This is a genomic window from Sneathiella sedimenti (assembly GCF_017313765.1).
Classification (GTDB): Bacteria; Pseudomonadota; Alphaproteobacteria; order Sneathiellales; family Sneathiellaceae; genus Sneathiella; species Sneathiella sedimenti.
The window spans coordinates 1,040,225-1,062,031 of sequence record NZ_JAFLNC010000001.1; the positions used below are offsets into that span (position 1 = coordinate 1,040,225).

At 51.7% G+C, this 21,807-nt stretch carries 22 protein-coding genes, 1 tRNA gene and 1 riboswitch; of the genes, 8 read left to right on the top strand and 15 right to left on the bottom strand.

The window, feature by feature from the left end; all coding sequences use genetic code 11:
• Positions 1 to 75: 75 nt before the first annotated feature.
• Positions 76 to 1,293: an O-succinylhomoserine sulfhydrylase gene (gene metZ, locus J0X12_RS04970; protein WP_207042862.1), complete on the bottom strand. Its 1,218-nt coding sequence runs from the start codon at positions 1,291 to 1,293 to the stop codon at positions 76 to 78.
• Positions 1,294 to 1,335: 42 nt separating this feature from the next.
• Positions 1,336 to 1,413, bottom strand: a riboswitch (SAM riboswitch).
• A gap of 74 nt (positions 1,414 to 1,487) precedes the next feature.
• Between metZ and J0X12_RS04975 the strand changes: the two genes are divergently transcribed.
• Positions 1,488 to 1,561, top strand: a tRNA-Gly gene (locus J0X12_RS04975).
• A 12-nt stretch (positions 1,562 to 1,573) separates the two neighbouring features.
• On the opposite strand, the gene fumC is transcribed toward J0X12_RS04975, so the two are convergent.
• From fumC to J0X12_RS04995, 4 genes are all read right to left on the bottom strand, one after another.
• Positions 1,574 to 2,962: a class II fumarate hydratase gene (gene fumC / locus J0X12_RS04980; protein ID WP_207042863.1), complete on the bottom strand. Its 1,389-nt coding sequence runs from the start codon at positions 2,960 to 2,962 to the stop codon at positions 1,574 to 1,576.
• A 44-nt stretch (positions 2,963 to 3,006) separates the two neighbouring features.
• Positions 3,007 to 3,180, bottom strand: coding sequence for a hypothetical protein (locus J0X12_RS04985; RefSeq protein ID WP_207042867.1), 174 nt, complete (start codon positions 3,178 to 3,180; stop codon positions 3,007 to 3,009).
• On the bottom strand, positions 3,177 to 4,214 hold the full coding sequence (locus tag J0X12_RS04990; protein WP_207042869.1) for a GGDEF domain-containing protein: 1,038 nt from the start codon (positions 4,212 to 4,214) through the stop codon (positions 3,177 to 3,179). Before J0X12_RS04990 ends, J0X12_RS04985 begins: the two co-directional genes overlap by 4 nt.
• A 267-nt stretch (positions 4,215 to 4,481) precedes the next feature.
• On the bottom strand, positions 4,482 to 5,252 hold the full coding sequence (locus tag J0X12_RS04995; protein ID WP_207042871.1) for an enoyl-CoA hydratase: 771 nt from the start codon (positions 5,250 to 5,252) through the stop codon (positions 4,482 to 4,484).
• A gap of 103 nt (positions 5,253 to 5,355) precedes the next feature.
• On the opposite strand from J0X12_RS04995, the gene J0X12_RS05000 reads away from it, so the two are divergent.
• Complete coding sequence (locus tag J0X12_RS05000; protein ID WP_207042872.1) at positions 5,356 to 6,177, top strand: NifU family protein; 822 nt, start codon at positions 5,356 to 5,358, stop codon at positions 6,175 to 6,177.
• 7 nt (positions 6,178 to 6,184) lie between these two features.
• Here the strand turns inward: J0X12_RS05000 and J0X12_RS05005 are convergent, their stop codons facing one another.
• The gene (locus J0X12_RS05005; protein ID WP_207042873.1) at positions 6,185 to 7,945 is read right to left on the bottom strand and encodes an adenylate/guanylate cyclase domain-containing protein; all 1,761 of its coding nucleotides are present in this window, start codon (positions 7,943 to 7,945) and stop codon (positions 6,185 to 6,187) included.
• Positions 7,946 to 8,110: 165 nt separating this feature from the next.
• On the opposite strand from J0X12_RS05005, the gene J0X12_RS05010 reads away from it, so the two are divergent.
• The 3 genes from J0X12_RS05010 (at position 8,111) to ggt (ending at position 10,727) form a co-directional block, all read left to right on the top strand.
• Entirely contained in the window at positions 8,111 to 8,698 is a 588-nt protein-coding gene (locus J0X12_RS05010; RefSeq protein WP_207042874.1) for a hypothetical protein, read from the top strand.
• A 101-nt stretch (positions 8,699 to 8,799) separates the two neighbouring features.
• A complete protein-coding gene (locus J0X12_RS05015) occupies positions 8,800 to 9,015 on the top strand; it encodes a DUF4170 domain-containing protein (protein WP_207042875.1) in 216 nt (71 codons plus the stop codon).
• Between the two features lie 122 nt (positions 9,016 to 9,137).
• Complete coding sequence (gene ggt / locus J0X12_RS05020) at positions 9,138 to 10,727, top strand: gamma-glutamyltransferase (protein ID WP_207042876.1); 1,590 nt, start codon at positions 9,138 to 9,140, stop codon at positions 10,725 to 10,727.
• Positions 10,728 to 10,748: 21 nt separating this feature from the next.
• Here the strand turns inward: ggt and J0X12_RS05025 are convergent, their stop codons facing one another.
• The 4 genes from J0X12_RS05025 to argS all read right to left on the bottom strand — a co-directional run bounded on the left by J0X12_RS05025 (position 10,749) and on the right by argS (position 15,955).
• On the bottom strand, positions 10,749 to 12,482 hold the full coding sequence (locus J0X12_RS05025) for a SulP family inorganic anion transporter (RefSeq protein ID WP_207042877.1): 1,734 nt from the start codon (positions 12,480 to 12,482) through the stop codon (positions 10,749 to 10,751).
• Positions 12,483 to 12,491: 9 nt separating this feature from the next.
• Positions 12,492 to 12,935, bottom strand: coding sequence for a MarR family winged helix-turn-helix transcriptional regulator (locus tag J0X12_RS05030; protein ID WP_207042879.1), 444 nt, complete (start codon positions 12,933 to 12,935; stop codon positions 12,492 to 12,494).
• Between the two features lie 97 nt (positions 12,936 to 13,032).
• The gene (fbaA, locus tag J0X12_RS05035) at positions 13,033 to 14,103 is read right to left on the bottom strand and encodes a class II fructose-bisphosphate aldolase (RefSeq protein WP_353890874.1); all 1,071 of its coding nucleotides are present in this window, start codon (positions 14,101 to 14,103) and stop codon (positions 13,033 to 13,035) included.
• Positions 14,104 to 14,185: 82 nt separating this feature from the next.
• Entirely contained in the window at positions 14,186 to 15,955 is a 1,770-nt protein-coding gene (gene argS, locus J0X12_RS05040) for an arginine--tRNA ligase (protein WP_207042883.1), read from the bottom strand.
• A 304-nt stretch (positions 15,956 to 16,259) separates the two neighbouring features.
• Between argS and groES the strand changes: the two genes are divergently transcribed.
• Together groES and groL are read left to right on the top strand one after the other, a co-directional pair.
• A complete protein-coding gene (gene groES / locus J0X12_RS05045) occupies positions 16,260 to 16,547 on the top strand; it encodes a co-chaperone GroES (protein ID WP_207042884.1) in 288 nt (95 codons plus the stop codon).
• A gap of 31 nt (positions 16,548 to 16,578) precedes the next feature.
• Positions 16,579 to 18,228, top strand: a complete 1,650-nt coding sequence (gene groL / locus J0X12_RS05050; RefSeq protein ID WP_207042885.1) for a chaperonin GroEL — start codon at positions 16,579 to 16,581, stop codon at positions 18,226 to 18,228.
• A gap of 88 nt (positions 18,229 to 18,316) precedes the next feature.
• Here the strand turns inward: groL and J0X12_RS05055 are convergent, their stop codons facing one another.
• From J0X12_RS05055 to J0X12_RS05075, 5 genes are all read right to left on the bottom strand, one after another.
• A complete protein-coding gene (locus tag J0X12_RS05055) occupies positions 18,317 to 18,937 on the bottom strand; it encodes a DUF938 domain-containing protein (RefSeq protein ID WP_207042886.1) in 621 nt (206 codons plus the stop codon).
• Positions 18,937 to 19,416 (bottom strand): periplasmic heavy metal sensor, encoded by a 480-nt coding sequence (locus tag J0X12_RS05060; protein WP_207042887.1) that lies wholly within the window; start codon positions 19,414 to 19,416, stop codon positions 18,937 to 18,939. Before J0X12_RS05060 ends, J0X12_RS05055 begins: the two co-directional genes overlap by 1 nt.
• Entirely contained in the window at positions 19,403 to 19,855 is a 453-nt protein-coding gene (locus tag J0X12_RS05065; protein WP_207042888.1) for a hypothetical protein, read from the bottom strand. Before J0X12_RS05065 ends, J0X12_RS05060 begins: the two co-directional genes overlap by 14 nt.
• Positions 19,852 to 20,430 carry a sigma-70 family RNA polymerase sigma factor gene (locus J0X12_RS05070; RefSeq protein WP_207042889.1) on the bottom strand — a complete coding sequence of 193 codons (579 nt, stop codon included), beginning with the start codon at positions 20,428 to 20,430 and terminating at the stop codon, positions 19,852 to 19,854. Before J0X12_RS05070 ends, J0X12_RS05065 begins: the two co-directional genes overlap by 4 nt.
• 121 nt (positions 20,431 to 20,551) lie before the next feature.
• Positions 20,552 to 21,046, bottom strand: a complete 495-nt coding sequence (locus tag J0X12_RS05075; protein WP_207042890.1) for a bactofilin family protein — start codon at positions 21,044 to 21,046, stop codon at positions 20,552 to 20,554.
• A 270-nt stretch (positions 21,047 to 21,316) separates the two neighbouring features.
• Between J0X12_RS05075 and J0X12_RS05080 the strand changes: the two genes are divergently transcribed.
• Entirely contained in the window at positions 21,317 to 21,532 is a 216-nt protein-coding gene (locus J0X12_RS05080) for a DUF2842 domain-containing protein (protein ID WP_207042892.1), read from the top strand.
• The last annotated feature ends 275 nt before the right edge of the window (positions 21,533 to 21,807 follow it).

Below are 21,807 nucleotides of genomic sequence, written 5' to 3' on the forward strand. Positions count from 1 at the left end.
GACAGCTTTGTCCAGTAAATCGGTAAAAAAGGGTAAAAAGGAACGGCGGTGTGATTAGTTCCGCCGCCCGGATTTTCAATCCTTTTGGCTGCTGAGCGCATAGCCCAGATCGTCTATCAGGTCGTCCGCATCTTCAAGTCCGACGGATAGTCTCAATAACCCTTCCGTGATACCGAGCTCCTGTTTGGTGGCGTCATCTACGCTGGAATGGGTCGTCGTCGTCGGATGCGTGATCAGAGATTTTGCATCGCCAAGGTTATTACTGATATCAATCAATGAAAGACGGTTAAGGGCCTCGAAGGCTGCATCCTGTCCACCCGCAACTTCAAAAGCGACAAGCGTGCCGCCGCGCGCCATTTGTTGTTTGGCGAGGGCATGTTGCCGGTGGGACTCGCTCCCGGGAAAAATGACGCGGCTGACGGCCGGATGCCCTTCCAGGAAGGTGGCGACCTTCTCCGCGTTGTCGCATTGTTTTTCGACGCGCAGTTCCAGCGTTTCGAGGCCTTTCAGCAGGTTCCAGGCATTAAACGGGCTGAGCGCCGGACCGGTGTGTTTCAGGTAAGGCGCGAGGGTGTCCTCGACAAATTCCTCAGACCCCAGAACAATACCGCCCAGGCACCGCCCTTGCCCATCTATATGCTTGGTGGCTGAATAAACCACAATATCGGCACCAAGGGTGAGGGGATGCTGCAACACCGGTGTTGCAAAAACATTATCGACAATGACCTTTGCGCCGACCTTGTGGGCAAGGTCGGAAATGGCCGCGATATCCATGATCTCGAGGGCAGGATTGGAAGGGGTTTCAAAGAAAACACAGGCTGTTTTTTTATTCAGGGCGTGCTTCCACTGATCAATATCGGTCCCGTCAATCAAGGTGACTTCAATCCCGAACCTCGGCAGGATCGTCTCGATAATATAGAGGCAGGAACCAAAGAGCGCCTTGGGCGCCACCACATGATCGCCGGCCTTGAGCTGCGACATCAACGCGCCATTTACTGCGGCCATACCGCTTGCCGTCGCGCGCGCAGCCTCCGCGCCGTCTTCGAGGAGGATCATGCGTTCCTCGAACATTGAAAGGGTCGGATTGGCATAGCGGGAGTAGATAAATCCGTCGTTTTCACCCTTGAAGCGACCTGCCGCCTGCTCCGCGCTGTCATAGACAAAGCCCGAATTCATGAAGATCGCTTCGGATGTTTCGTTAAACTTGGAGCGTTTGGTGCCACCACGAACAAGATTTGTAGCGGTTCGGTAGTTTCTGGCGCGATCCGGCGCCGTTTCTTTTTCAACAGTCATGTTATCCTCGAGGCACAAAAAAACCCCGACCATCGATCAGGGTTCCTGCGAGCCCCGACTTTTTAGCGTTTCTTTTACGTGGCCGCAAGCCGGTCGGCACAAATCACCACGGCAAAATCTTTATCGAGACGGTTACGGGCTGTCAAGAATTTCTGTTGCGGAAAAACTGTACTTTCTGTACTTACTGAAGGAACGCGGGCGTAGCTCAATGGCAGAGCAGAAGCTTCCCAAGCTTACGACGAGGGTTCGATTCCCTTCGCCCGCTCCAATTTTCTCCCAACTATTTCCCCACCATATCTTCAGGTCGGACCCAGTTGTTGAACTGGTCCTCGGTGAGGAGATCCAGGGCGAGGGCGGCTTCTTTCAGGCTGCTGTTGTCCGCATAGGCCTTTTTGGCAATCCTGGCGGCATTGTCGTAGCCGATATGTGGATTTAAGGCGGTCACAAGCATCAGTGATTGCGCCATGAGATCGTCAATGCGGCCTTTGTTCGCCTCGATCCCGACGACACAATTATCTGTAAAGCTACGCAGCGCGTCGCCCAGAAGCCGTATGGATTGCAGGACATTAAAGATTATTACCGGCTTAAAGGCATTCAATTCGAAATGACCGTTGGAACCGGCGATGGTGACGGTAACATGATTGCCCATGACTTGTGCACAAACCTGCGTGACGGCCTCGCACTGGGTCGGATTGATCTTGCCCGGCATGATGGAGGAGCCGGGCTCGTTCGCTGGCAGGATCAACTCGCCAAGACCGCTTCGCGGGCCGCTTGCGAGGAAACGGATATCATTGGCGATCTTCATGGCGCTTGTCGCGATTACATTCAGAACACCGGAAAGCTCCACCAGGGCATCATGCGCGGCAATCGCCTCAAACTTGTTTTCCGCGCTGGTAAAGGGAAGGTCGGTCAACTCGCGGAGGGTCGAAACAAACATGTCCGCGAACCCCGGGGCGGCGTTTAACCCGGTGCCGACAGCAGTACCGCCTTGCGCGAGCTCCATCACCCGAGGGAGTGTATCTTTCAGGCGCGCCATGCCGAGTTCCACTTGTCTGGCGTAACCCGAAAACTCTTGGCCGAGTGTGATGGGGACCGCGTCCTGAGCATGCGTCCTGCCGATCTTGATGATATCGGCAAAGGCCTCGCTTTTTTGTTGTAGTGCCTGATGGAGATGAGCGAGCACAGGTAGCAAATGATGTGTAACCTGCTCGGCCGCGGCAATGGACATGGCCGTCGGAAAGCTGTCGTTAGAGCTTTGACTCATATTGACATGATCATTGGGGTGAACCGGGTTCCTGGAACCGAGCGGCGCGCCCAGAATTTCGTTGGCCCGGTTGGCGATCACCTCGTTGGCGTTCATATTACTTTGCGTGCCGGATCCTGTCTGCCAGATGACCAATGGGAAATGATCCAGAAGATCTCCGGTGATCACGGCATCGGCGGCCATGAGAATGGCATCCGCGAGCCGGTTGTCAAGCCGTCCCAGCTTTTGATTGCTGAGCGTCGCCGCTTTTTTCTGGAGGCCGAGCGCACGAATAAGGGGGGTAGGCAGGTGCTCCGTTCCGATCTCGAAATTCTTGAGGGATCGTTCAGTCTGTGCTCCCCAGTAGCGATCGTCGGGGACCGAGATTTCCCCCATCGTATCCGTTTCTATTCGTGTGGCACACATATTCGAGCTCCTGTTGTATCACCAGCTTGCCTAACTATCTGGTATCATGCCATCGCATATACAAACAGTGCCTGTAGTCCGAGATAAATTGCGATGGCGATCAGAAAAAGATTAAGGGTGCGGTCGGCAGCCTTCCCCATTTCCTTTAGCTTTCGGGCGAATAATATTCTTGCGATAAACAGGATTATAAAAACAACCGAGAGGATTTTAAGAATCATCCGGCCGCCACCAGATCTTCTTGCTCCGGGTCTTTTCCGTTATCATCGGTTGGGCGATAGACGGCTATATCATTTCCGCCCCGCGATTTTGCCTCATACATCTGGTTGTCCGCTATATCAACCAGCGCAGACCAGTCCCCGACATTGACATCTTGTCGATCAACGATGCCGAAGCTGGCCGTTACCATCTTGCCGTCCGGACGAGTTCCAAGGCCGATATTGCGGAGTCTTCGGATGGATTTGAGTGCCCCTTTGGCATCCGTATTCGGCAAAAGGATTACAAACTCCTCCCCGCCCCATCGGACGATAACATCCGATCCACGTGCGTTGCGGCGGATGTTCGCCGCGGCATTGGCAAGAACCCGATCACCGGCTTCATGACCGTAGCGGTCATTTATGGACTTGAAGCTGTCCAGATCAATAAATACCAGGGAGAAGGGCATGTTCTGGCGCTTCGATATCTTGAACTGTACGTCGATAATCTCCTCGCCACTATTTCGACTGTAGCAACGGGTCAGCGAGTCGATAGATGCCTGGTCGATCAGCAGCGACATGTAAAGGAGCTGGCTGATGGCGGCGAATGTACAGAGCAACCCGGTAACCGTCAAAACGAGCAGGATGCCGAGGCGCTGGTGCGGATCGGCGTTCTCGGGCATCAGAATGAGGATCAGCATCTGCACGACGAAAAACAGAACCAGCGTGAGAACTGCTTCCTTGACGGTAAGCGGGAAAATGGCGATGCAGCCAACAATCAGGAACGGGAACAACAGATACCCCGCGGCGGCGAAGTTGGTAACCGCGAAAATATCGGTAATTTCCAGTAGCGGCTGGTACATCGTCTGAAAGGTCAGCAGGATCGCAAAGAAAATGCCTAGCGCCCGATACGCGTCCCGCATAGTTTCCCCGCTGCTTATCCCGAAGAAAAGCGAGAGAAAAAGAACGGCCATCAGGATACGTGTGATTCCGAGAGTGACATAGCTTTCGAAATCAAACGTTACCAGATCGAGCAGGAAACCGAGAGGAAAGGCAACCATACACAGTAGGCTTAAAAAGCGAACCCGCGACAGGATAACACGCGCCCTGCGACGCCTTAATAGGGGGGAATGGCTTTCATTAGAAAAAAGGCGATCCAGCCCCTCAACCGACAGCGATTGGCGGCCGCCTCCAGAAAACACATCATATAAATAAACCAACACTGACTGCCCACCCCCGACGCGGCAAGAAATATGGCCCCTTCATAACAAATTATTGCCGTTTAAGGTACTGAATTTCCGTGAATCTGTTGGGCGGGACTTATAGTGCTAGCGGGGTCTGTTCAGGAATGCTTCCATCATTTGCCGCGGCTCTGTACTTTCGTAGGCAAGGGAAAATGCGTCAATCCCGAGCTGGATGCCGTCGCGTAGCGTATTATTCTCCCAGTCGTTGCAAAGCTGTTTCTGGATGGATATTGCATTTCTGCCGCCTTCAAGAATCTCCTCAATGACCCTGTCGGTTTCATCATCAAGGGCATTGTCTTCGACGAGCCGCTGCACGAATCCCGCTTGTTTTGCTTCTGTCGCATCCAGGCTCCGGCCCGTCAGCACCAGATCACGCGCGAGATTGAAACCCAGAATTCTCGGCAGAAGCGCGGCATCAATAACCGAAGGGATGCCAACTCGCACTTCGGGCATGGCAAATTGGGCGCTCTTGCAGGCAATGATGATGTCACAGGCCGCCGCAAGTTCCATGCCGGCCCCGAGGGAGAGTCCGTTGACCCGGGCGACAACCGGCGCATGGAAATGCCGCACTTTATGGCAGGCATGGTGCAAATTCGTAATAAAACTACGGGCGGAATCGGGGGTGAGCCCAGCCATTTCGGAGATATCAGCCCCACCGATAAAGCTCTTGTTTCCAGCGCCTGTCAGAATGAGAATGGCAATGTCCTTATCATTATCGAGGCGCGTGAGTGTTTCATTCAACTCGCCAATCACAGAGGAGTTCAGCGTGTTGAGTTTACGCTGATTGTCGATTGTCGCGCGCGCGACCTTGCCTTCCGGTTTATCCTCTATTTCGGTGATGATAAACTTCGCCATTGTTTTCTCCGTTTTTATTATTAATTTAGGACTAGGTGAAAGCGAACTTTGTGACATTATCACTGTAGTCAATCTTCACATAAGTGAGAATAGAGACATAAACATGTTTATCCAGACGAAGCCAGGCGACACAGCAACCGAGCTTGAATTCTTTCCCACTGAAAAGGTTCATGAAAATGGTCCTCTCGCGGTCGCACGGGAAGAAGCAGCCAAGATATCACCGCTTGCAGCGCGCCTTTACGAGATTGAGGGTGTCGCGGCGGTCACTTTGACGGCTGACAGCATTGTCATCGTGAAGACGGATGTACGAGACTGGACCTCAATTCGGACGGAAATTTTCAGCGCGATTGTGGCGCATTTTAACAGTGGCGACCCGGCAGTGAACGACGATGCCGAGGGCGAAGAGCCGGGAGAATTTGACGCAGAGGTTATTGACCAGATCAAGGACCTGCTTTCAACGCGGATTGTGCCGGCTGTGACCCAGTCGGGGGGCGACGTTTCGTTCCACAGCTACAAGAACGGGAAACTTTTTCTGAAATTCCAGGGCCCTGCCTTTTCCATGCTGACCGGTATCCAGAATATGCTGCGTCACTATATCCCGGAAATCACCGCCGTCCTTGATTATCGGGAGTCACTTCCGAAACCAGGGCTGAAAACGCCGGAAGGCATTGCCATACGGAAGCTGCTGGAGGAGAAGGTCAACCCCTCCATTGCCGCACATGGCGGGCGAATTACGCTAGTAGATTTACAGAAAGATCGTGCCTATGTCCGTCTTGACGGCGGTTGCCAGGGGTGCGGTATGGCCGATGTAACGCTGAAGCAGGGCGTTGCCGTGGAAATCCAGAATCTGGTGCCTTCCATTACGGAAGTGCTGGATGTGACGGACCATGCGGACGGAACCAACCCTTACTATCAACCCTCCTGATAGCGTTCTAGTCTACCAATTGATAGATTGTTACCGGGTCTTGCCGGCCTTTTAGCTGGTAGGCCCCAATTTTTATCGCGCCGATGCCGGGGCTGGCGTCAACGGTGGCGTCCGTCAACAGGATGAACACTTCATCTGCCTGGTCTGGTGACAATGTCTTGCCGTATTGTTCCATGCGTTGGGCGATATTCACCGTGTCACCGACCACCGTATAGTTTAGCCGTCCGGCGGAGCCGATATTGCCGACAACCAGCGGACCTGTGTGGATGCCAATGCGCATATGAACCTCGCGAAGGCCCGCATTCCGGCGTTTTTCATTGTCGGCCATTATGGTTTTTCTTATCGCCGTGGCCGCACGACAGGCGCGAGCTGCATGATCATCCTGCCGCTCGGGCGCCCCCCAGAATGCCATTACCGCATCTCCGATAAACTTATCTACGGTTCCGCCTTCTGCTTCGATACAGGCAGTGACAAGCTCAAAATGATGATTGAGGAAGTCCGCAACCTCGTTTGTTTTCATGCTTTCCGCCTGTGGCGTAAATCCCGCGATATCTGTAAACATAACAGTAATGACCCGCTGCTCCAAACGGGCTTCCCCACTTTCCATTAGTTTGTGGACAAGAGTTTTCGGAACATAAGTCTCGAACCAGGAGAGACCTCGGAGCATGCTGTTGTAGGCGTTGTTCGCTTCATTCACTTCGGTGAAGCGACTGGCGGGGAGGGCGTTTACGGCGTTGAAGTCAAGTTTGGAAATTTGCCGTGACGCTTTGGATAGGGCGAGCACAGGACGCGAAATCTTTCGTCCGATAACTATGGCGACAACGGTGCTCAACAACATGATGCCTAGACCAGCAAGGCCCGCAATCAATAGTCGCCGCATTTCAGTGGAAACCTCGTCATTAAGGAGCCAGTAACCAACAGTGAAAGGTTTGTCAGCATATCCTGTAATTTCTTTGTAAACATAGATATAGCCTTGTCCGTTCACCTCCAGATAATGACTGTTGAATGCGGTCTGATCAGCCAGCAGCTTCAGTTTTTTTGCTTTGTCGGACCAGATCGCCCGCAACACGGGGTCCTCTATCTCATCGAGTTTTGGAACCGCTTCCGTGATATTGAGGCCCATCGTTGCTTGTGAGGCGGTTACCCCTTGTTCCATCATAACGCGGTCATCGCCATACAAAATAAACCGCTTGCTGTTTTTCAGCGCAGGCGCCGCATTCATTCGTGTGTTTACAGTGGACACAGTAATTGACGCGATTAACGCACCTATAAATTTTCCGTCTTTAAATACCGGCTCCCTGAAGTTCAGAACTGTTTGACGGAGCGTCGGTACATAGACAAGGGGTCCCCAACTGCCTTTACTACGGGTTGCAAGGTCGGCAATGCTTGTTTGCGCAACAGGGTCTTTGCTTTCATCGAATGAAAGGATTTCTTTGCTTTGTCGATGTACGCCTGTTACTTGTAAATCCGGTGTTACAAAAGCAAGGGTGTTGACTTGCGGCGTGCCGGAGATAGCCCCCAAGAGAAAATCAATAAGCTGTTGGCGATTATTAACATCAACCCTGTCCGCGTTAATCAATTCCGCCAAATAGACGGCCTCATATGCAGCCGGATTGAGAAGTTCAATAAAATCATTTTGCGTCGCAGACATTGCTGCGCTCGCCTTGTCAACCAGAAGATCCCTTGTATTGGTAAGGCCGGATATAAGGCTGATACCAAGAACGATGACGACGGTTATCACGACCAATGTGCCAAAGCTGACAGCCAAAACAGTGGCAATTGGCAGGGATTTGACAGGCTTATTTGGCGGCTTTTTAATCGGATATCTCCTGATTTTAGGGTTGTTTCCGATAGCATGAAGCCGCGAAATGATCAAAGACTAATACTTTATGGGTTTGTAGACTAAAGTCGCGACAAAGAGTATACTCGGCACATGAATCTGGTTGTCGCGTTCGAAGCAATACTTGTTGTATGTTGCCTGATTTCACTCAATTTGGCGCGACAGGCCTTTTTTCCGGCAAATCTTTTCTGGGCATTCGGGGTGGTCACCATAGGTGTAACGGCGACCCTTGGTGGCTTCAAATTCGCCGGATATGGCGGAGTAGAACCCTATCACATAACGGCGAAACATTTTGCCGCGTCAATTGGCATTGCGGCCTTTGCACTTGGGGCCCTGGCCGGTCTTTTTGCTGATTTTTTCATCCGCTTTTACTGGTGGATACTGTTGGCGCTACTTGTTGTGCTTTGTGCATCCTTGCTGCTTGGACATTGGCGTTTTTCACCGACCATACAGGTAGGTCTGGTCGGCATCATTTTTCTGGTCGGGCTGGTTCGGCTCCTTTCGTCAGGGATGCTTGCAATATACCTGATTTTGGGCGTTATCTGTCTTGGACTTTCAGATGTCGCGGTAAAATGGCTGGCGTTGAATACAGGCATGGACCCGCTGAATATTTATCACATACTGGTTTCGCTCGCGGTGGTTTCCTTCGGACTATCAGCATCCCGTGATAGCTGGGAATAAACCATTAATATATTGCGTTGAAATATACTGCAATTTTGGGCAATGTCGCTATATCCGGGCAATATATTAAGTGCGTCCAAACATTTTGATGAAGGAATGCTATGCCAGAGGCAAAATCAAAGTTAACGAAGGACCTGTTCGTTGTCTTCGGCGGCAAGGTAACAGATACCAGAGGCAAGGATTTTGTGGATCCGGAGGCCATGGATGTCCGAGGTTTTTATAGCAATTATGACGACGCGCTTGCTGCCTGGCGGGCTGCGAGTCAGATGAAGGTCGACGACGCATTCACCAAATATGTGATTGTTCGTCTTTGGTAAAGCCGCGCCTTCTTTCCACAGGGTGGAAAACTTTCCGATATGAGATGTTGTGATTTTACACAACGGTTCAACTTGGCCTATTGTCCCATTTCTCCAATCACGCAAGAAAAAGAGGGTATCCTGTGCGCAATTTCTATAAAGCTGGCCGTTCCGTAACATATGGGTTAACAGGTGCCGTCGCTTCTTCCAGTCCGCACGCCTCTCAGGCGGCTTTGAGTATCCTGAAAGCAGGCGGGAACGCAATGGATGCTGCGATTGCAGCCTGCGCAATACAATGCGTTGTAGATCCGATGCAGACCGGTATTGGCGGGGACTGCTTTGCCCTGGTCGCCATGGGGGGCGGGAGCCAGGTTGAGGGTCTGAATGGTTCCGGCAAGGCCCCAATGGCATTGACGGCGGATTACCTGCTGTCAAACGGCTTCGATAAAATGGATCCGACTAGCCCTCATGCGATCACCGTTCCGGGAGCGATAGACGCCTGGACAAGACTTCACGAAAAATATGGCAGCATGGACTTCGCCGACTTACTGGCTCCTGCCATTGATTGCGCGGAAAATGGTTTTGTCGTGACCCAGCGTACGTCTGTTGACTGGGAGATGGGGGTTGCGAAGCTGCTGAAGAACCCAGCCGCGAGCGATATGTATCTGAATAACGGAAAGCCACCGGCGGCAGGGACAATCTGGCGCTTGCCGAAACTGGCAGCGACCTTGAAGGCGATCGCGAAAAAAGGGCGCGCGGCATTCTATGAAGGCGATCTTGCCGCTCAGATGGCAGACAGCCTGAAAGCGGCAGGGGGACTCCATGAGGCAGAGGATTTTGCGGCGACCGGAGCAGACTTTGTGGCGCCTATTCATAGCGAGTACCAGGGTCACCAGGTGCATCAGATACCGCCAAATGGACAGGGCATTACTGCTCTGATCATGCTCAATATCCTGAAACGGTTTGATCTTGATGGTCTCGATCCAAACGGCGCCCAGCGGCTGCATCTTGAGGCGGAGGCTGCGCGGCTTGCCTATCTCACACGTAACAAGTATGTCGCGGACCCGACCAAAGCTGATGTCCCGACCGAGATGCTGCTGTCAGACGAATTCGCGGATCATCTTTGCAAGTATATCGAGGTTGGCAAAGCAGGCGATCCGACTGGTGCCAACGCGCTTGAGCGGCATCGGGACACTGTCTATTTGACAGTGGTCGATAAGGACAGGAACGCCGTCTCCTTCATCAACTCACTATTCCAGGGCTTCGGGTCGGGGATTGCCTGCCCGAAAACGGGAGTTCTTTTCCAGAACAGGGGATTTGGTTTTGTCGTCGATCCCGATCACCCGAACTGTGTTGCTCCGGGCAAGCGTCCAATGCATACGATCATTCCTGGGATGGTTACGAAAGGCGGAAAGGCAGTTCTCAGCTATGGCGTCATGGGTGGTGGATATCAGCCTGTAGGGCACGCGCATGTTCTTACCAACATCTGGAATTACGGCATGGATGTGCAGGAAGCCATCGATAGCCCGCGCGCATTTTACGATGGCGGTATCCTCGAAGTCGAGGAAGGTGTTCCTGCGTCTGTTCGGGCTGAACTGACCGCTATGGGATATCAGCTGGCGGATACGTCAATGCCGCTCGGCGGTGGTCAGATGATCGCAATCGATGCCAATACTGGTGTTCTCTCCGCTGGTTCCGAATCTCGAAAAGATGGTTGCGCAATTGCCTATTAACGGCTGCTGAGAGTATATAGCTTATTCAGGTTCTTCCGCGAGGCCGGCCAAAGCAATCTTTTTTGCCTCGTCAAAGCTGGCGGCGAGATGAAGATGTGCGCCTGCATTCTCATTCTGCAGCCGATGAAGCAGCTCGCGTGTTGAGGGTTGTGGTTCGGACAGAATGACAACCCTGCCCTTGCTCTGGCTCCTGGATATGAAATCTGCAAGAGCGGAGGTGCCGGTTGCGTCAATTAGGGGGACATTCCGCAGGCGCAATATAATAATCTTCGTGTTCGCGTCTATTCGCTCGAGCACATCGACAAGAAGCGAGACCGTTCCAAAAAAGAACGGACCGGTAATTTCATAGGTCTCAACTCCATCTGGCAGCCCATGACCTGGAATATAGGCTTTTGCCGGGAAGCCGTTCAAATCATCATGGTCCTCCTCAATCAGGGAGACATGGGTCGCCACTTCCACTGCGCCGGCCATTCGATGCATAAAGACGAGCGCGGACATAACCACGCCAACTTCTATGGCGACTGTCAAATCCACAAGGACCGTCAGCAAAAAGGTGCTGATTAATACCAGCCGGTCGCCAATCGGCGCGGACATAAACTGTGCGAACCTGCCTATTTCACTCATGTTCCAGGCAACAATCACCAACACAGCGGCTAGGCAGGCAAGCGGAACATAACCCGCAAGCGGCGCAAACAGAAACATGATGAGGAGCAGGAAAGCGGCGTGCAACATGCCCGATACTGGCGTTCGGCCTCCGGATTTGATGTTGGTTGCTGTCCGCGCAATCGCACCGGTTGCGGGCAGGCCGCCGAAAAACCCTGACGCCATATTGGCCACCCCTTGCGCAACAAGCTCGCAATTGGAGCGATGGCGTCGACCCGTCATGCCGTCGGCAACCACCGCAGAGAGAAGGGATTCCACGCCGGCAAGAAAAGCGATTGTTGCAGCGCTCGGCAGCAGGTCCGGAATATCTGCGATATTAAAAGTAGGAATGCTGGGAGCTGGCAAAAAATGCGGTAGATCGCCAAACTGCGATCCAATGGTTGAAACGGACAGACCCAGGAGAGGGGCAATCGCCGCACCCACTGTCAGCGCGATCAGGAAGCCGGGTGCCTTTGGTGCATAATTTCGCAGCAGAATAATCAGGGCAAGCGTACCTGCCGCCAGCAAAAGAGTGACAGGGCTAATTTTATGAAGTTGAGAAAAATAAGTTTGCCATTGTCCCAAAACATCTGCTGACAGGCCGTCAATTCCAAAGCCGAAGAATGCGTTCATCTGACTGGAGAAAATAATGACAGCGATCCCCGTTGTGAATCCGGTCACAACCGGTTGGGGGATGTATTTAATGAAGGTCCCAAGCCGAAATATTCCGGCGATGATGAGCATGAACCCCGCCAATATTGTCGCCATGATCAGGCCGTCATACCCATGGCGGCTAATGACATCGAACACGACAACAACAAATGCACCTGTCGGGCCACCAATCTGGAAGCGGCTACCACCAAGGGCGGAAATCAGGAATCCGGCGATGATGGCCGTGATCAGCCCTTTATCAGGCGTGGCACCGGATGCGATTGCCAATGCCATGGCGAGGGGAAGGGCAACGATGGCAACCGTCAGGCCGGCAACCGTATCGTGCCTTAAGTCGGCCCAAGAATATCCCTGTCTAAGAACTGTATATAGTTTGGGTACAAATAGGTGCCATTCAGGCGGGCGCGACGTGGAACTCTTGATATGGAGGTCGCGATTATACATCCGCGTGTTTCACGAATCCTCGCGGGCGATAATCAGGTTCTTCTTTACCTGGTCGAGTAAGGTCAGCAGTTTTTCCTGATCTTCCTTTGAGATGCCGGAAATCGCCTGCGCTCGGACATCGTCCCCGACCTGCTCAAGTTCGGATAGAATCGGGTGGGCGGTCTTGGCAATATATATCCGGAATATCCGCCGGTCTTTTGGATCTTTCTCGCGCCGGATAAACCCTCTCTCCTCCAGCCGGTCAAGAAGACGGCCGATAGTCGACTTGTCGAGTTCGAGATAGTCAGCCAGTTCGGTTTGTGTAATTCCTTCTCGGCGATCAAGCACGCCGAGCGCAAGCCATTTGGCTCGCGTGAGGTTATAAGGCTCGACCCGCCGATCAATATGGATCCTGAGCAGATGGGCGACTTCATGGACCAGCGTACCAAGTGTATTGTCTTTTTTGCTTAACATAATGAGCTCATTATAGTTGCTATGGCAATAGTTGGCAAGGCAACAAAAAAAGGCCGCATCAAAAATACGGCCTTTTAGGAGTTTTTTTTAACGAGCTTTAAGCTTCTGCAATGGACTTACCTGTTGCTCCGAGTTCGTTGCAGGCCTGCTGAACACGCTCTGCCATGGATTTTTCGCATTCTCGTAACCAGGCGCGCGGATCATAATGCTTCTTGAACGGCGTACCGTCTTCCGGGTCAATTTGGTATTTGAAGGCTTTTGGATGAGCGTCTACATATGCGCCAACAGGTTTGGAAAAGGCGAATTGCGTATCGGTGTCCACGTTCATCTTGAAGACGCCGTAGCTGACGGCCTCGGCAATTTCTTCCGGGCTGGATCCGGATCCGCCATGGAATACAAAATCAAGCGGTTTTTCCTTGGTGTCATAAATGCCCTGCACATGTTTTTGCGACGCCTGAAGTATCTCAGGGCGAAGCTGGACATTGCCGGGTTTATAGACGCCGTGAACGTTGCCAAACGCGGCGGCCACAGAGAAGTGTCCGATTGGGGAAAGGCGTTCGTAGGCCTGCAGGACTTCTTCAGGTTGGGTATAGAGCTTGCTGTTATCCATGACATCTATGTCACTGCCAACGCCGTCTTCCTCGCCGCCGGTAACACCCAGCTCAATTTCAAGGCTCATGTCAATTTTCGCAAGGCGACTCAATATCCGTTCACATTCAGCAAGGTTTTCTTCAATCGGCTCTTCTGAAAGGTCGAGCATGTGAGAGCTGAAAAGTGGCTTACCAGTTGCGTTATACTCATCTTCGCTGGCGTCGATCATGCTCTCAACCCAGGGGATAAGCCCTTTGTTCGCATGGTCTGTGTGCAGGACGACGCAGATACCGTAGGCCTTGGCAACCGTATGTGCATGGCGGGCGGCTGAGACTGCACCGATGACACGGGCCTCGTCGACATCTTTGATGCCCTTGCCAGCGAAGAATTGTGCCCCACCGTTGGAGAGCTGAATAATAATGTCGGACTTGCTGAGCATTGCCCCTTCCAGCGCGGCATTGAGGGTATTGGTGCTGGTGACATTGATTGCGGGCAGGGCAAATCCCTGCGCCTTGCAGTTTTTGACAAGGGTCAGGTAATCGCTACCTGTCACAACACCCGGTTTCAGTTTCTTGATTTCGTCTTGCACGGTTTAATTCCTCTTAATGACTGTTTTCGTGTTTTGCGCGAAAAGATAGGAGACAAACATTTAAAATTCTTTACATCCGCTCTGGGACGTCAATACCCAGAATATAAAGGACCTGTTCCATCTGTCGAAGTGTGATGGCGCAAAGGCGTAAACGTGACGCGCGGATTGCGGCATCTGTCTCGCCGAGCACCTGGCATTCGTGATAGAAGGCGTTGAATTCCTGGCTCAAAGTGTAAACATGATCGCAGAGGATATTCGGCGCGTTTTTCTCTGTCGCCCCTTTCACCGCTTCGGGCAAGGCCGCGAGCGCCAGAATCAGGTTCCGTTCCGTATCATGTGTTGCCTGCAGAAGACCTTCGGTTAGACCCTGATCCATGGCTTTACGTAACATGGACTTGATGCGGACTGCGGCATACATCTGGTAAGGACCGGTGCGGCCTTCAAACTTAGTAAATCTCTCCAAGTCAAAAACATAGTTCGACATACGCTGGTTGGAAAGATCCGCATATTTGATGGCGGCAATGCCGACCTTTGTGGCAATGTCGTCCAACTCCTCAGCGTCTAACCGCTCCGACATGCCCGATTCTTTGACTGTTTTCCGGGCTTCCGCGATTGCATCTTCGATTAGGCTGCGCAAACGGACAACGCCGCCATCCCGTGTTTTGAGAGGCTTGCCGTCCTTGCCATTGACGGTGCCAAAACCGATATGTTCCAAATGGCAACCCGGCTTGATGCTGTGGCACTTGCGGGCCGCCCGAAAGACTTGTTCAAAATGTAGGCTCTGCCTCGCATCCACTACATAGAGGATAACGTCGGGATCATGTTGTCCCTGCCGCATTTCAATCGTTGCGAGGTCGGTAGTGCCATACATCACGGCTCCATCCGATTTTTCCAGGATGAGAGGGGGCATCTTTTTCTTGTCACCCTCTTCCGCCACATCAACAACAATGGCACCTTCGGATATCCGCGAAAAACCCTCCTTCTTAAGACGGGACATCATTTCGGGGATATGATCGTTAGTATCAGCCTCTCCGTTCCATTCGGTAAATTGCGCGCCCAGAAGATCGAAGTCAGTGCGTGTTTCGTCGATTGAGATATCGCGCATATGTTGCCAGAGGGCGCGGTAGCCTGCGCGGCCTTTCTGCAATTCGAAAGTGGCGATGCGGGCACTTTCTAGAAACGCCGGGTCTTCCTTAGAGCGGGTGGACGCGGCGGGATAAAGATCTTGCAATTGCTCGACAGAGACGGGAGAGGTTTCTGGATAGGGGCCGGTGAAGTCGGAATCGAAATAGGGTAGGTCCGGTTGCTCCCGCTCAATCTCCTTGATCAGGAGGCCCATGGGAAGGCCCCAGTCGCCAAAATGCACATCGCTGATTACATCGTCACCTAAGAACTCGCGCAGACGGCGGAGGCTCTCGCCGATAATGGTGGCGCGCAGGTGACCGACATGCATCGCTTTTGCGACATTCGGCCCCCCGTAATCGAGAATCACTTTTTGAGAAGGGTGCTCGCTACGACAGCCGAAATGCGAATCTTCCGCCAGGTCACTTATATGACCGAGCAGGAAATCGTCATTCAAGCGCAAGTTTATGAAACCGGGTCCGGCAAGGGTCAATTCTGTAAAGAGGCCTGTTTTTTCAAGTTCCGCGACAACTTCCTGCGCAATTTCCCGCGGATTGCGTCCGATTTGCTTCGCGGCAGCCAGGGCGCCATTGCACTGAAACTGGCCAAGATCCCGCCGCTGGGATGGAGACGTCTTGCCAAATGAATCATCAATGCCAATGGTCGAAAATGCCTGACCGACGATCTGGCTTAATTGATTGAGAAGCGATGTTGTCACAAAAATTTCCTGGCCTTATTGAGAATCTTCACTTGTATATACGTCGCCGCTTTCTTATCTGCGGTGCAAGCAATGTTGCTCTATCTAATGGAAAATCTGGATGGGGCCAAGGGATTTGGGGTCCCGTCTTCCTCGATCGGTCCAATTATTCACGTCGCGACTGATAATCTTAAGGAAATTTTTCTCTTCCCTTGACACTCAACGGGCATTTTATTACATCCATACCGAATTTGTTAGCACTCTATCTGCATGAGTGCTAACAATGACAAATATTAGTACCTATCCAAAGATGAGGGAGACTTTAATGAAATTTCGTCCTTTGCATGACCGCGTAGTGGTCAAGCGCATTGAAGCTGAAGAAAAAACAGCTGGCGGCATTATTCTGGTGGACAGCGCGCAGGAAAAACCGTCGCAGGGCGACGTTCTTGCCGTTGGTAACGGCGCAATCGCCGAAGATGGTTCTGTTCGTCCGCTTGACGTAAAAGTCGGGGACAAGGTTGTTTTCGGTAAATGGTCCGGAACCGAGATCAAGGTCGATGGTGAAGAAGTCTTGATCATGAAAGAATCCGACATTATGGGCATTTTGGCCTAACCCGCACATTTGTGATTGAGGAAAAATAGATATGGCAAAAGAAGTCAAATTTAATACAGACGCTCGCCGGCGCATGCTGAAAGGCGTGAACATTCTGGCTGACGCTGTAAAAGTAACTCTTGGACCCAAAGGTCGTAATGTCGTTATCGACAAATCTTTCGGCTCTCCGCGCATCACCAAAGACGGTGTAAGCGTTGCCAAGGAAATCGAACTTGAAGATAAGTTTGAGAATATGGGCGCACAGATGGTCAAGGAAGTTGCTTCCAAGACCAATGATGTCGCTGGTGATGGTACGACAACGGCTACTGTTCTGGCTCAGTCCATCATTCAGGAAGGCCTGAAGGCTGTTGCGGCTGCAATGAACCCGATGGACCTGAAGCGCGGTATTGACCTTGCGGTCGCAAAAGCTGTTGCATCCATTAAAGATATGTCCAAGCCGGTTTCCGGCCAGGAAGAAATCGCTCAGGTCGGTACGATCTCTGCAAACGGTGAAGCTGAAATTGGCAACATCATTTCCGAAGCTATGCAGCGCGTTGGCAATGAAGGCGTCATCACTGTTGAAGAAGCCAAGGGCCTCGCAACCGAACTTGACGTTGTTGAAGGTATGCAGTTCGACCGCGGTTATCTCTCCCCTTACTTCGTGACAAATGCAGAAAAAATGGTTGCCGATATGGACAACCCTTACATCCTGCTTCACGAAAAGAAACTGACCAACCTGCAGCCGATGCTGCCGCTTCTCGAAGCTGTGGTTCAGGCCGGCAAGCCGCTGCTTATTATCGCTGAGGACATTGAAGGTGAAGCTCTCGCAACCCTCGTTGTCAACAAGCTCCGCGGTGGTCTGAAGATTGCTGCTGTTAAGGCTCCGGGCTTTGGTGATCGCCGCAAGGCAATGCTCGAAGATATCGCGATCCTGACCGGTGGCCAGGTGATCTCCGATGATTTGGGTATCAAGCTTGAAAATGTTGGCCTCGACATGCTGGGTACAGCGAAATCCGTTTCCATCTCCAAGGAAGAAACGACAATCATCGACGGTGCCGGCGAGAAAGCCGATATCGAAGCTCGTTGCAACCAGATTCGCGCTCAGGTCGAAGAAACATCTTCGGACTATGATCGTGAAAAACTTCAGGAACGTCTTGCCAAGTTGGCAGGTGGTGTTGCCGTGATCAAGGTTGGCGGCGCAACGGAAACTGAAGTGAAGGAACGCAAAGACCGCGTTGATGATGCATTGCACGCAACCCGTGCCGCTGTTGAAGAAGGTATCGTTGCCGGTGGTGGTGTTGCTCTTCTTTATGCATCACGTGCTCTGGACGGTCTCACAGGCGATAACGAAGACCAGAATGTTGGTATCAAGATCGTTCGTCGCGCTCTTCAGGCTCCGTGCCGTCAGATTGCTGAAAACGCTGGTTCAGACGGAGCGGTTGTTGTTGGCAAGTTGCTGGAACAGAAAAGCGTCACCTTCGGCTTTAATGCCCAGACTGGCAAGTACACTGATTTGCCGAAAGACGGTGTTATCGATCCGGCCAAGGTTGTCCGCGCTGCGTTGGAAGATGCTGCGTCTATCGCCAGCCTGCTGATCACAACGGAAGCCATGATTGCAGACCTGCCGGCGAAAGACTCTGGCGGCGCGCCTGCTATGCCCGACATGGGTGGCATGGGCGGTATGGGCGGCATGGGCTTCTAGTCCTGATACCTCATACAAATCGAAAATTGGGCTGCCTTTCGGGGCAGCCCTTTTTTGTGGCCAATGAAATCGACGAGAAATGTGGGTGTTAATTTTTCTCGAACAGATGAAGGAAGTTATTTGCCGGCATTGGCCTCGCGAGGAGATGGCGAAGGTCGTTCTTCGACGCTTCTTTAAGAACGGCTTCAACATCCCTGACGCCATATCCCGGATCGAGGGACTTTAGCCAACTCTCGAATTTTTCGTTGCTGGCGGCGGTATGCCGCCCATTGAATTTGAAGGGGCCGTAAAGAAACAACCGCCCACCCGTGGGCAGTATTCGTCCGGCACCGGCCATTAGCCCTTCGCATGTTTGCCAGGGCGAGATATGGATCATGTTGGCGTTGAAAATTGCGGTAATCGGCAGGTTTTCGTATGTCTCTGATTCCACCGGCCATTTTTTGCCCGTCACGTCCAGCTTTACAGGAGGCAGCAAATTGTCCGATGGTTTATACGCACGCCAATCCGTGACACTGTCGATTTGTTCACGGTCAAAATTGCTGGGCTGCCATTTGAGCGGCTTGACCTTGGGGGCAAAAAAGACAGCATGTTCACCGCTGCCGCTCGCAATTTCCAAGACTGTTCCTAGAGACGGCAACCAGCCTTTCAATGCGTCGAAAATGGGCTCACGGTTACGCTCTGTCGCGGGTGCGAATTGACGTCGATCCATTAGTCTTCTTCAGATTTCTTGTACTTACGGCCCTTCATGGGCGATTGGAATCCCTTTTCAAAGAAAGCGGCACGTTTGTCGCCTGGAAGCTTCTTCACCAATTCCAGCATAGCAGCCTGCATATAGCTTTCGATTTGAAGTTGTTTCGCAATCATGTCGGAATAAGTCTGATTGATGGCAACAAGGTCCAGTTCTTCGGCACTAAAGAGCTTTGCCAGATTTTGGCGATAGTCGCGAAATTCCTTGAAATAAGGACGAATATTCCGTCGGCGTTCCTTCCAAAATTCCTCAAGTTCCTCCCGCTGACTTTCGTCAAGGACGGAAACGGCCGCATGACGGTCAAAATGGAATTTGCCGCCGTGCCGCTTTCCGGGTCCGTGGTCAATCCATTGCGTTATGACAAAGCCGCCGATGAGGATATTGACGGCTACCGACAAGATCAAGGCAGCGGATAGGAGCTTTTGCCTAGAGATTTTCATAATCGATTTCCAAATCACTCATGGTGTCGCCGCTGAAAAAAGTGTCGTTTTGCGCATAGTCGTCGCCACTGGCGAGAATATTAGGGCTGGTGAACCCGAGTAGAATGCCAAGACAAGCCGCCATTGCCATTCCAGCGGCGGGTTGCCAGATTGATCCGAAAGGCCAGAGACTCTTGAGAAGGGAGCCGGGATTGATTTCTTCTGCATTCACCATTACGCGTCCCAGCAGGTCGGATGAAGGTGCTTCCGGCCGAGAGAGGTCCTGAAGAAGCCGATCAAATTTCTGCTCCTGCCGTAACAGGCTGCGGGCCACGTCGGAAGAAGAAAGTAGCTTTTCCATCAAGGGCAGTTCGTCTTTTGGCCAGGCATTTTCCCGAGCGCCATAGGTTTCCACTATCGCCTTGAATCGTTCAAGCTCTGCCGACAGATCCTTTTTCATTTCTCCTCTCCATCCATTAGCCGCCGGGCGGGTAACAGTAATTCCTTCAATTTGCGCCTCCCCCGTGCAAGGAGCGATTCAAGCGCATCGACGGAAATCTCCATAATGGCTGCTGCTTCTATATTTCCACATTCCTCAAAATGCACCAACGAAATTGCTATGCGCTGCCGGACCGGGAGTTTTTGCAGTGCTTCATTTACCTTGTCACCAAGTTGCTGTTGCGCTTTCAGTTCCAGGACACCGGGTCTTGGATCCTCCAAATCTGGGGCTTCGTCATCACTATACCGCTTTTGTGCACGTAAATAGTCAATACATAGATTATGTGTGACACGATGCAGCCAGGTTTTTATCTGAGCTTTTGCCTGCCAAGTAGGTGCTTGCTTCCAAAGCTTGATAAAGGCCTCCTGGGCCATATCTTCGGCAAGGCTATTGTCCCCCAGGATACGCAGCGCCATACGATAGGCGCGACCAAGATGTAGATCGGCAACCATCCGGCTTGCGGAAGTGTTCCCGTCGGCGACTTCCTGCATAAGCTTCGCGTCTTTTTCAATCTCGCTCATTTTATGCATCATCATCTGACGGTTCCTCAGGAACGGCAGTCCGCCGCCCGCCACAACTACTCATTAAACGGCGGGCAGGACTAAATCCGTCGCAAGAAAACTGTTTTACGACTTTTAGAGATGAAAGGGGCGGATGCTAGGCGGATGCTTTTTCAGATTCGCTGTTTTCCGTCTTTTCCTTTTCCTTCTCTTTTTCCATTTCAGTGAGCAGGTTTGGCTGGTCGCCAACAATTTTCTTCATGGTACCGCCAATTTCCCCGCCGGGCTCGATCTCTATCTCGCCATAGCTGATTGTGCCGGATACGCACCCGGTTTTGCGGATAACCAGGCGTTTCCGTGCTTTCATCGTGCCATCGAATTTGCCGGAAATATCAGCTGTATCAATATCGACGGTGCCGCTGAACGTGCCACTTTCACTGATTTCGATTTCCTTGCTGGTCATCGATGCTTCGACTTTGCCTTCGACGATAAGCCGGTCGCAGGCAGTAATCTCGCCTTTTAGGTGGATATCCGCGCCAACATGAAGCTTGCTACCTTCCTTTTTGGGCTCTGCTGTCGTGCCATAAGGTGCAGGTTTCGTCCGCAAGCTGTTATCAGTGCCAAAGCTTCTTGTTCCGCCAGTTGTCGTCATCGGTTTTACTCTGCTTTCAAGTTTCTGTTCAGAAGGAGCTGAAGTATCCTTTTTGGTTTCAGGTGTATCGGTTAATTTCGGTTTCTTTTGAAACATATTTTTCCCCAATAGTACTAAAGTCGTAATATGCCAGAGTTGGTCATAGAATAGTGTCCGGCATGCGTTGGTATTTTGTCAAAAGTATGGCAATAACCAAGTGTTCTTTTTTATGCTGGTTGCCGCTAACATTAGCATATCCGGTGAAACAAAAACTGTAAATTATGTGGAATTATGACGTCCTCACGAAAATTAATCGGCCTGTTCGGCTTGCTGTTCCTTTTGGTGATTTACTGCGCGATATGCGTTTATATTGCCGTCCAGTTTCTGCCCGAAAATAAGCTTGCGGAACTTATTTTCTATCCCGTTGTGGGCGTCATCTGGATTTTTCCTGCGGCGAAAATTATCAGGTGGATGCAGACCCCGATAGACCCGGAACAGGAACAATAAAAAAGCCGGATCGAGAGGGGGGATCGATCCGGCTTTACATTGCCTTTCAATGGGAGAGGGGGACTTTCCCAAGGATCAGCAAAAGTTAGATAGCGTCTGTACTGTGCTATACACCCTATTTGGTGCTTTAATTATGAATTTCCAGTGATCAATATCACTCTTTTTACATGCACGCCCCTTGCCTTTCGGATCGAGGCGCAGGTAGTTGAAATACTTGTTACATAAAAATGGATTAGCTATTTATCAATTGTTTGGTCAATATTGTATAAATAGCC

Coding starts and splice junctions, on each gene's coding strand:
- J0X12_RS05075 (WP_207042890.1), bottom strand. CDS start 21,046: ATGACGACAACTGGCGGAACAAGAAGCTTTGGCACTGATAACAGCTTG.
- J0X12_RS05055 (WP_207042886.1), bottom strand. CDS start 18,937: ATGGATCGACGTCAATTCGCACCCGCGACAGAGCGTAACCGTGAGCCC.
- J0X12_RS05065 (WP_207042888.1), bottom strand. CDS start 19,855: ATGAAAAAGGATCTGTCGGCAGAGCTTGAACGATTCAAGGCGATAGTG.
- J0X12_RS05015 (WP_207042875.1), top strand. CDS start 8,800: ATGCCAGAGGCAAAATCAAAGTTAACGAAGGACCTGTTCGTTGTCTTC.
- J0X12_RS04985 (WP_207042867.1), bottom strand. CDS start 3,180: ATGATTCTTAAAATCCTCTCGGTTGTTTTTATAATCCTGTTTATCGCA.
- J0X12_RS05030 (WP_207042879.1), bottom strand. CDS start 12,935: ATGTTAAGCAAAAAAGACAATACACTTGGTACGCTGGTCCATGAAGTC.
- J0X12_RS05000 (WP_207042872.1), top strand. CDS start 5,356: ATGTTTATCCAGACGAAGCCAGGCGACACAGCAACCGAGCTTGAATTC.
- J0X12_RS04990 (WP_207042869.1), bottom strand. CDS start 4,214: ATGGTTGCCTTTCCTCTCGGTTTCCTGCTCGATCTGGTAACGTTTGAT.
- J0X12_RS05010 (WP_207042874.1), top strand. CDS start 8,111: ATGAATCTGGTTGTCGCGTTCGAAGCAATACTTGTTGTATGTTGCCTG.
- metZ (WP_207042862.1), bottom strand. CDS start 1,293: ATGACTGTTGAAAAAGAAACGGCGCCGGATCGCGCCAGAAACTACCGA.
- J0X12_RS05060 (WP_207042887.1), bottom strand. CDS start 19,416: ATGAAAATCTCTAGGCAAAAGCTCCTATCCGCTGCCTTGATCTTGTCG.
- J0X12_RS04995 (WP_207042871.1), bottom strand. CDS start 5,252: ATGGCGAAGTTTATCATCACCGAAATAGAGGATAAACCGGAAGGCAAG.
- J0X12_RS05070 (WP_207042889.1), bottom strand. CDS start 20,430: ATGATGATGCATAAAATGAGCGAGATTGAAAAAGACGCGAAGCTTATG.
- groL (WP_207042885.1), top strand. CDS start 16,579: ATGGCAAAAGAAGTCAAATTTAATACAGACGCTCGCCGGCGCATGCTG.
- J0X12_RS05025 (WP_207042877.1), bottom strand. CDS start 12,482: ATGTATAATCGCGACCTCCATATCAAGAGTTCCACGTCGCGCCCGCCT.
- groES (WP_207042884.1), top strand. CDS start 16,260: ATGAAATTTCGTCCTTTGCATGACCGCGTAGTGGTCAAGCGCATTGAA.
- fumC (WP_207042863.1), bottom strand. CDS start 2,962: ATGTGTGCCACACGAATAGAAACGGATACGATGGGGGAAATCTCGGTC.
- J0X12_RS05080 (WP_207042892.1), top strand. CDS start 21,317: ATGACGTCCTCACGAAAATTAATCGGCCTGTTCGGCTTGCTGTTCCTT.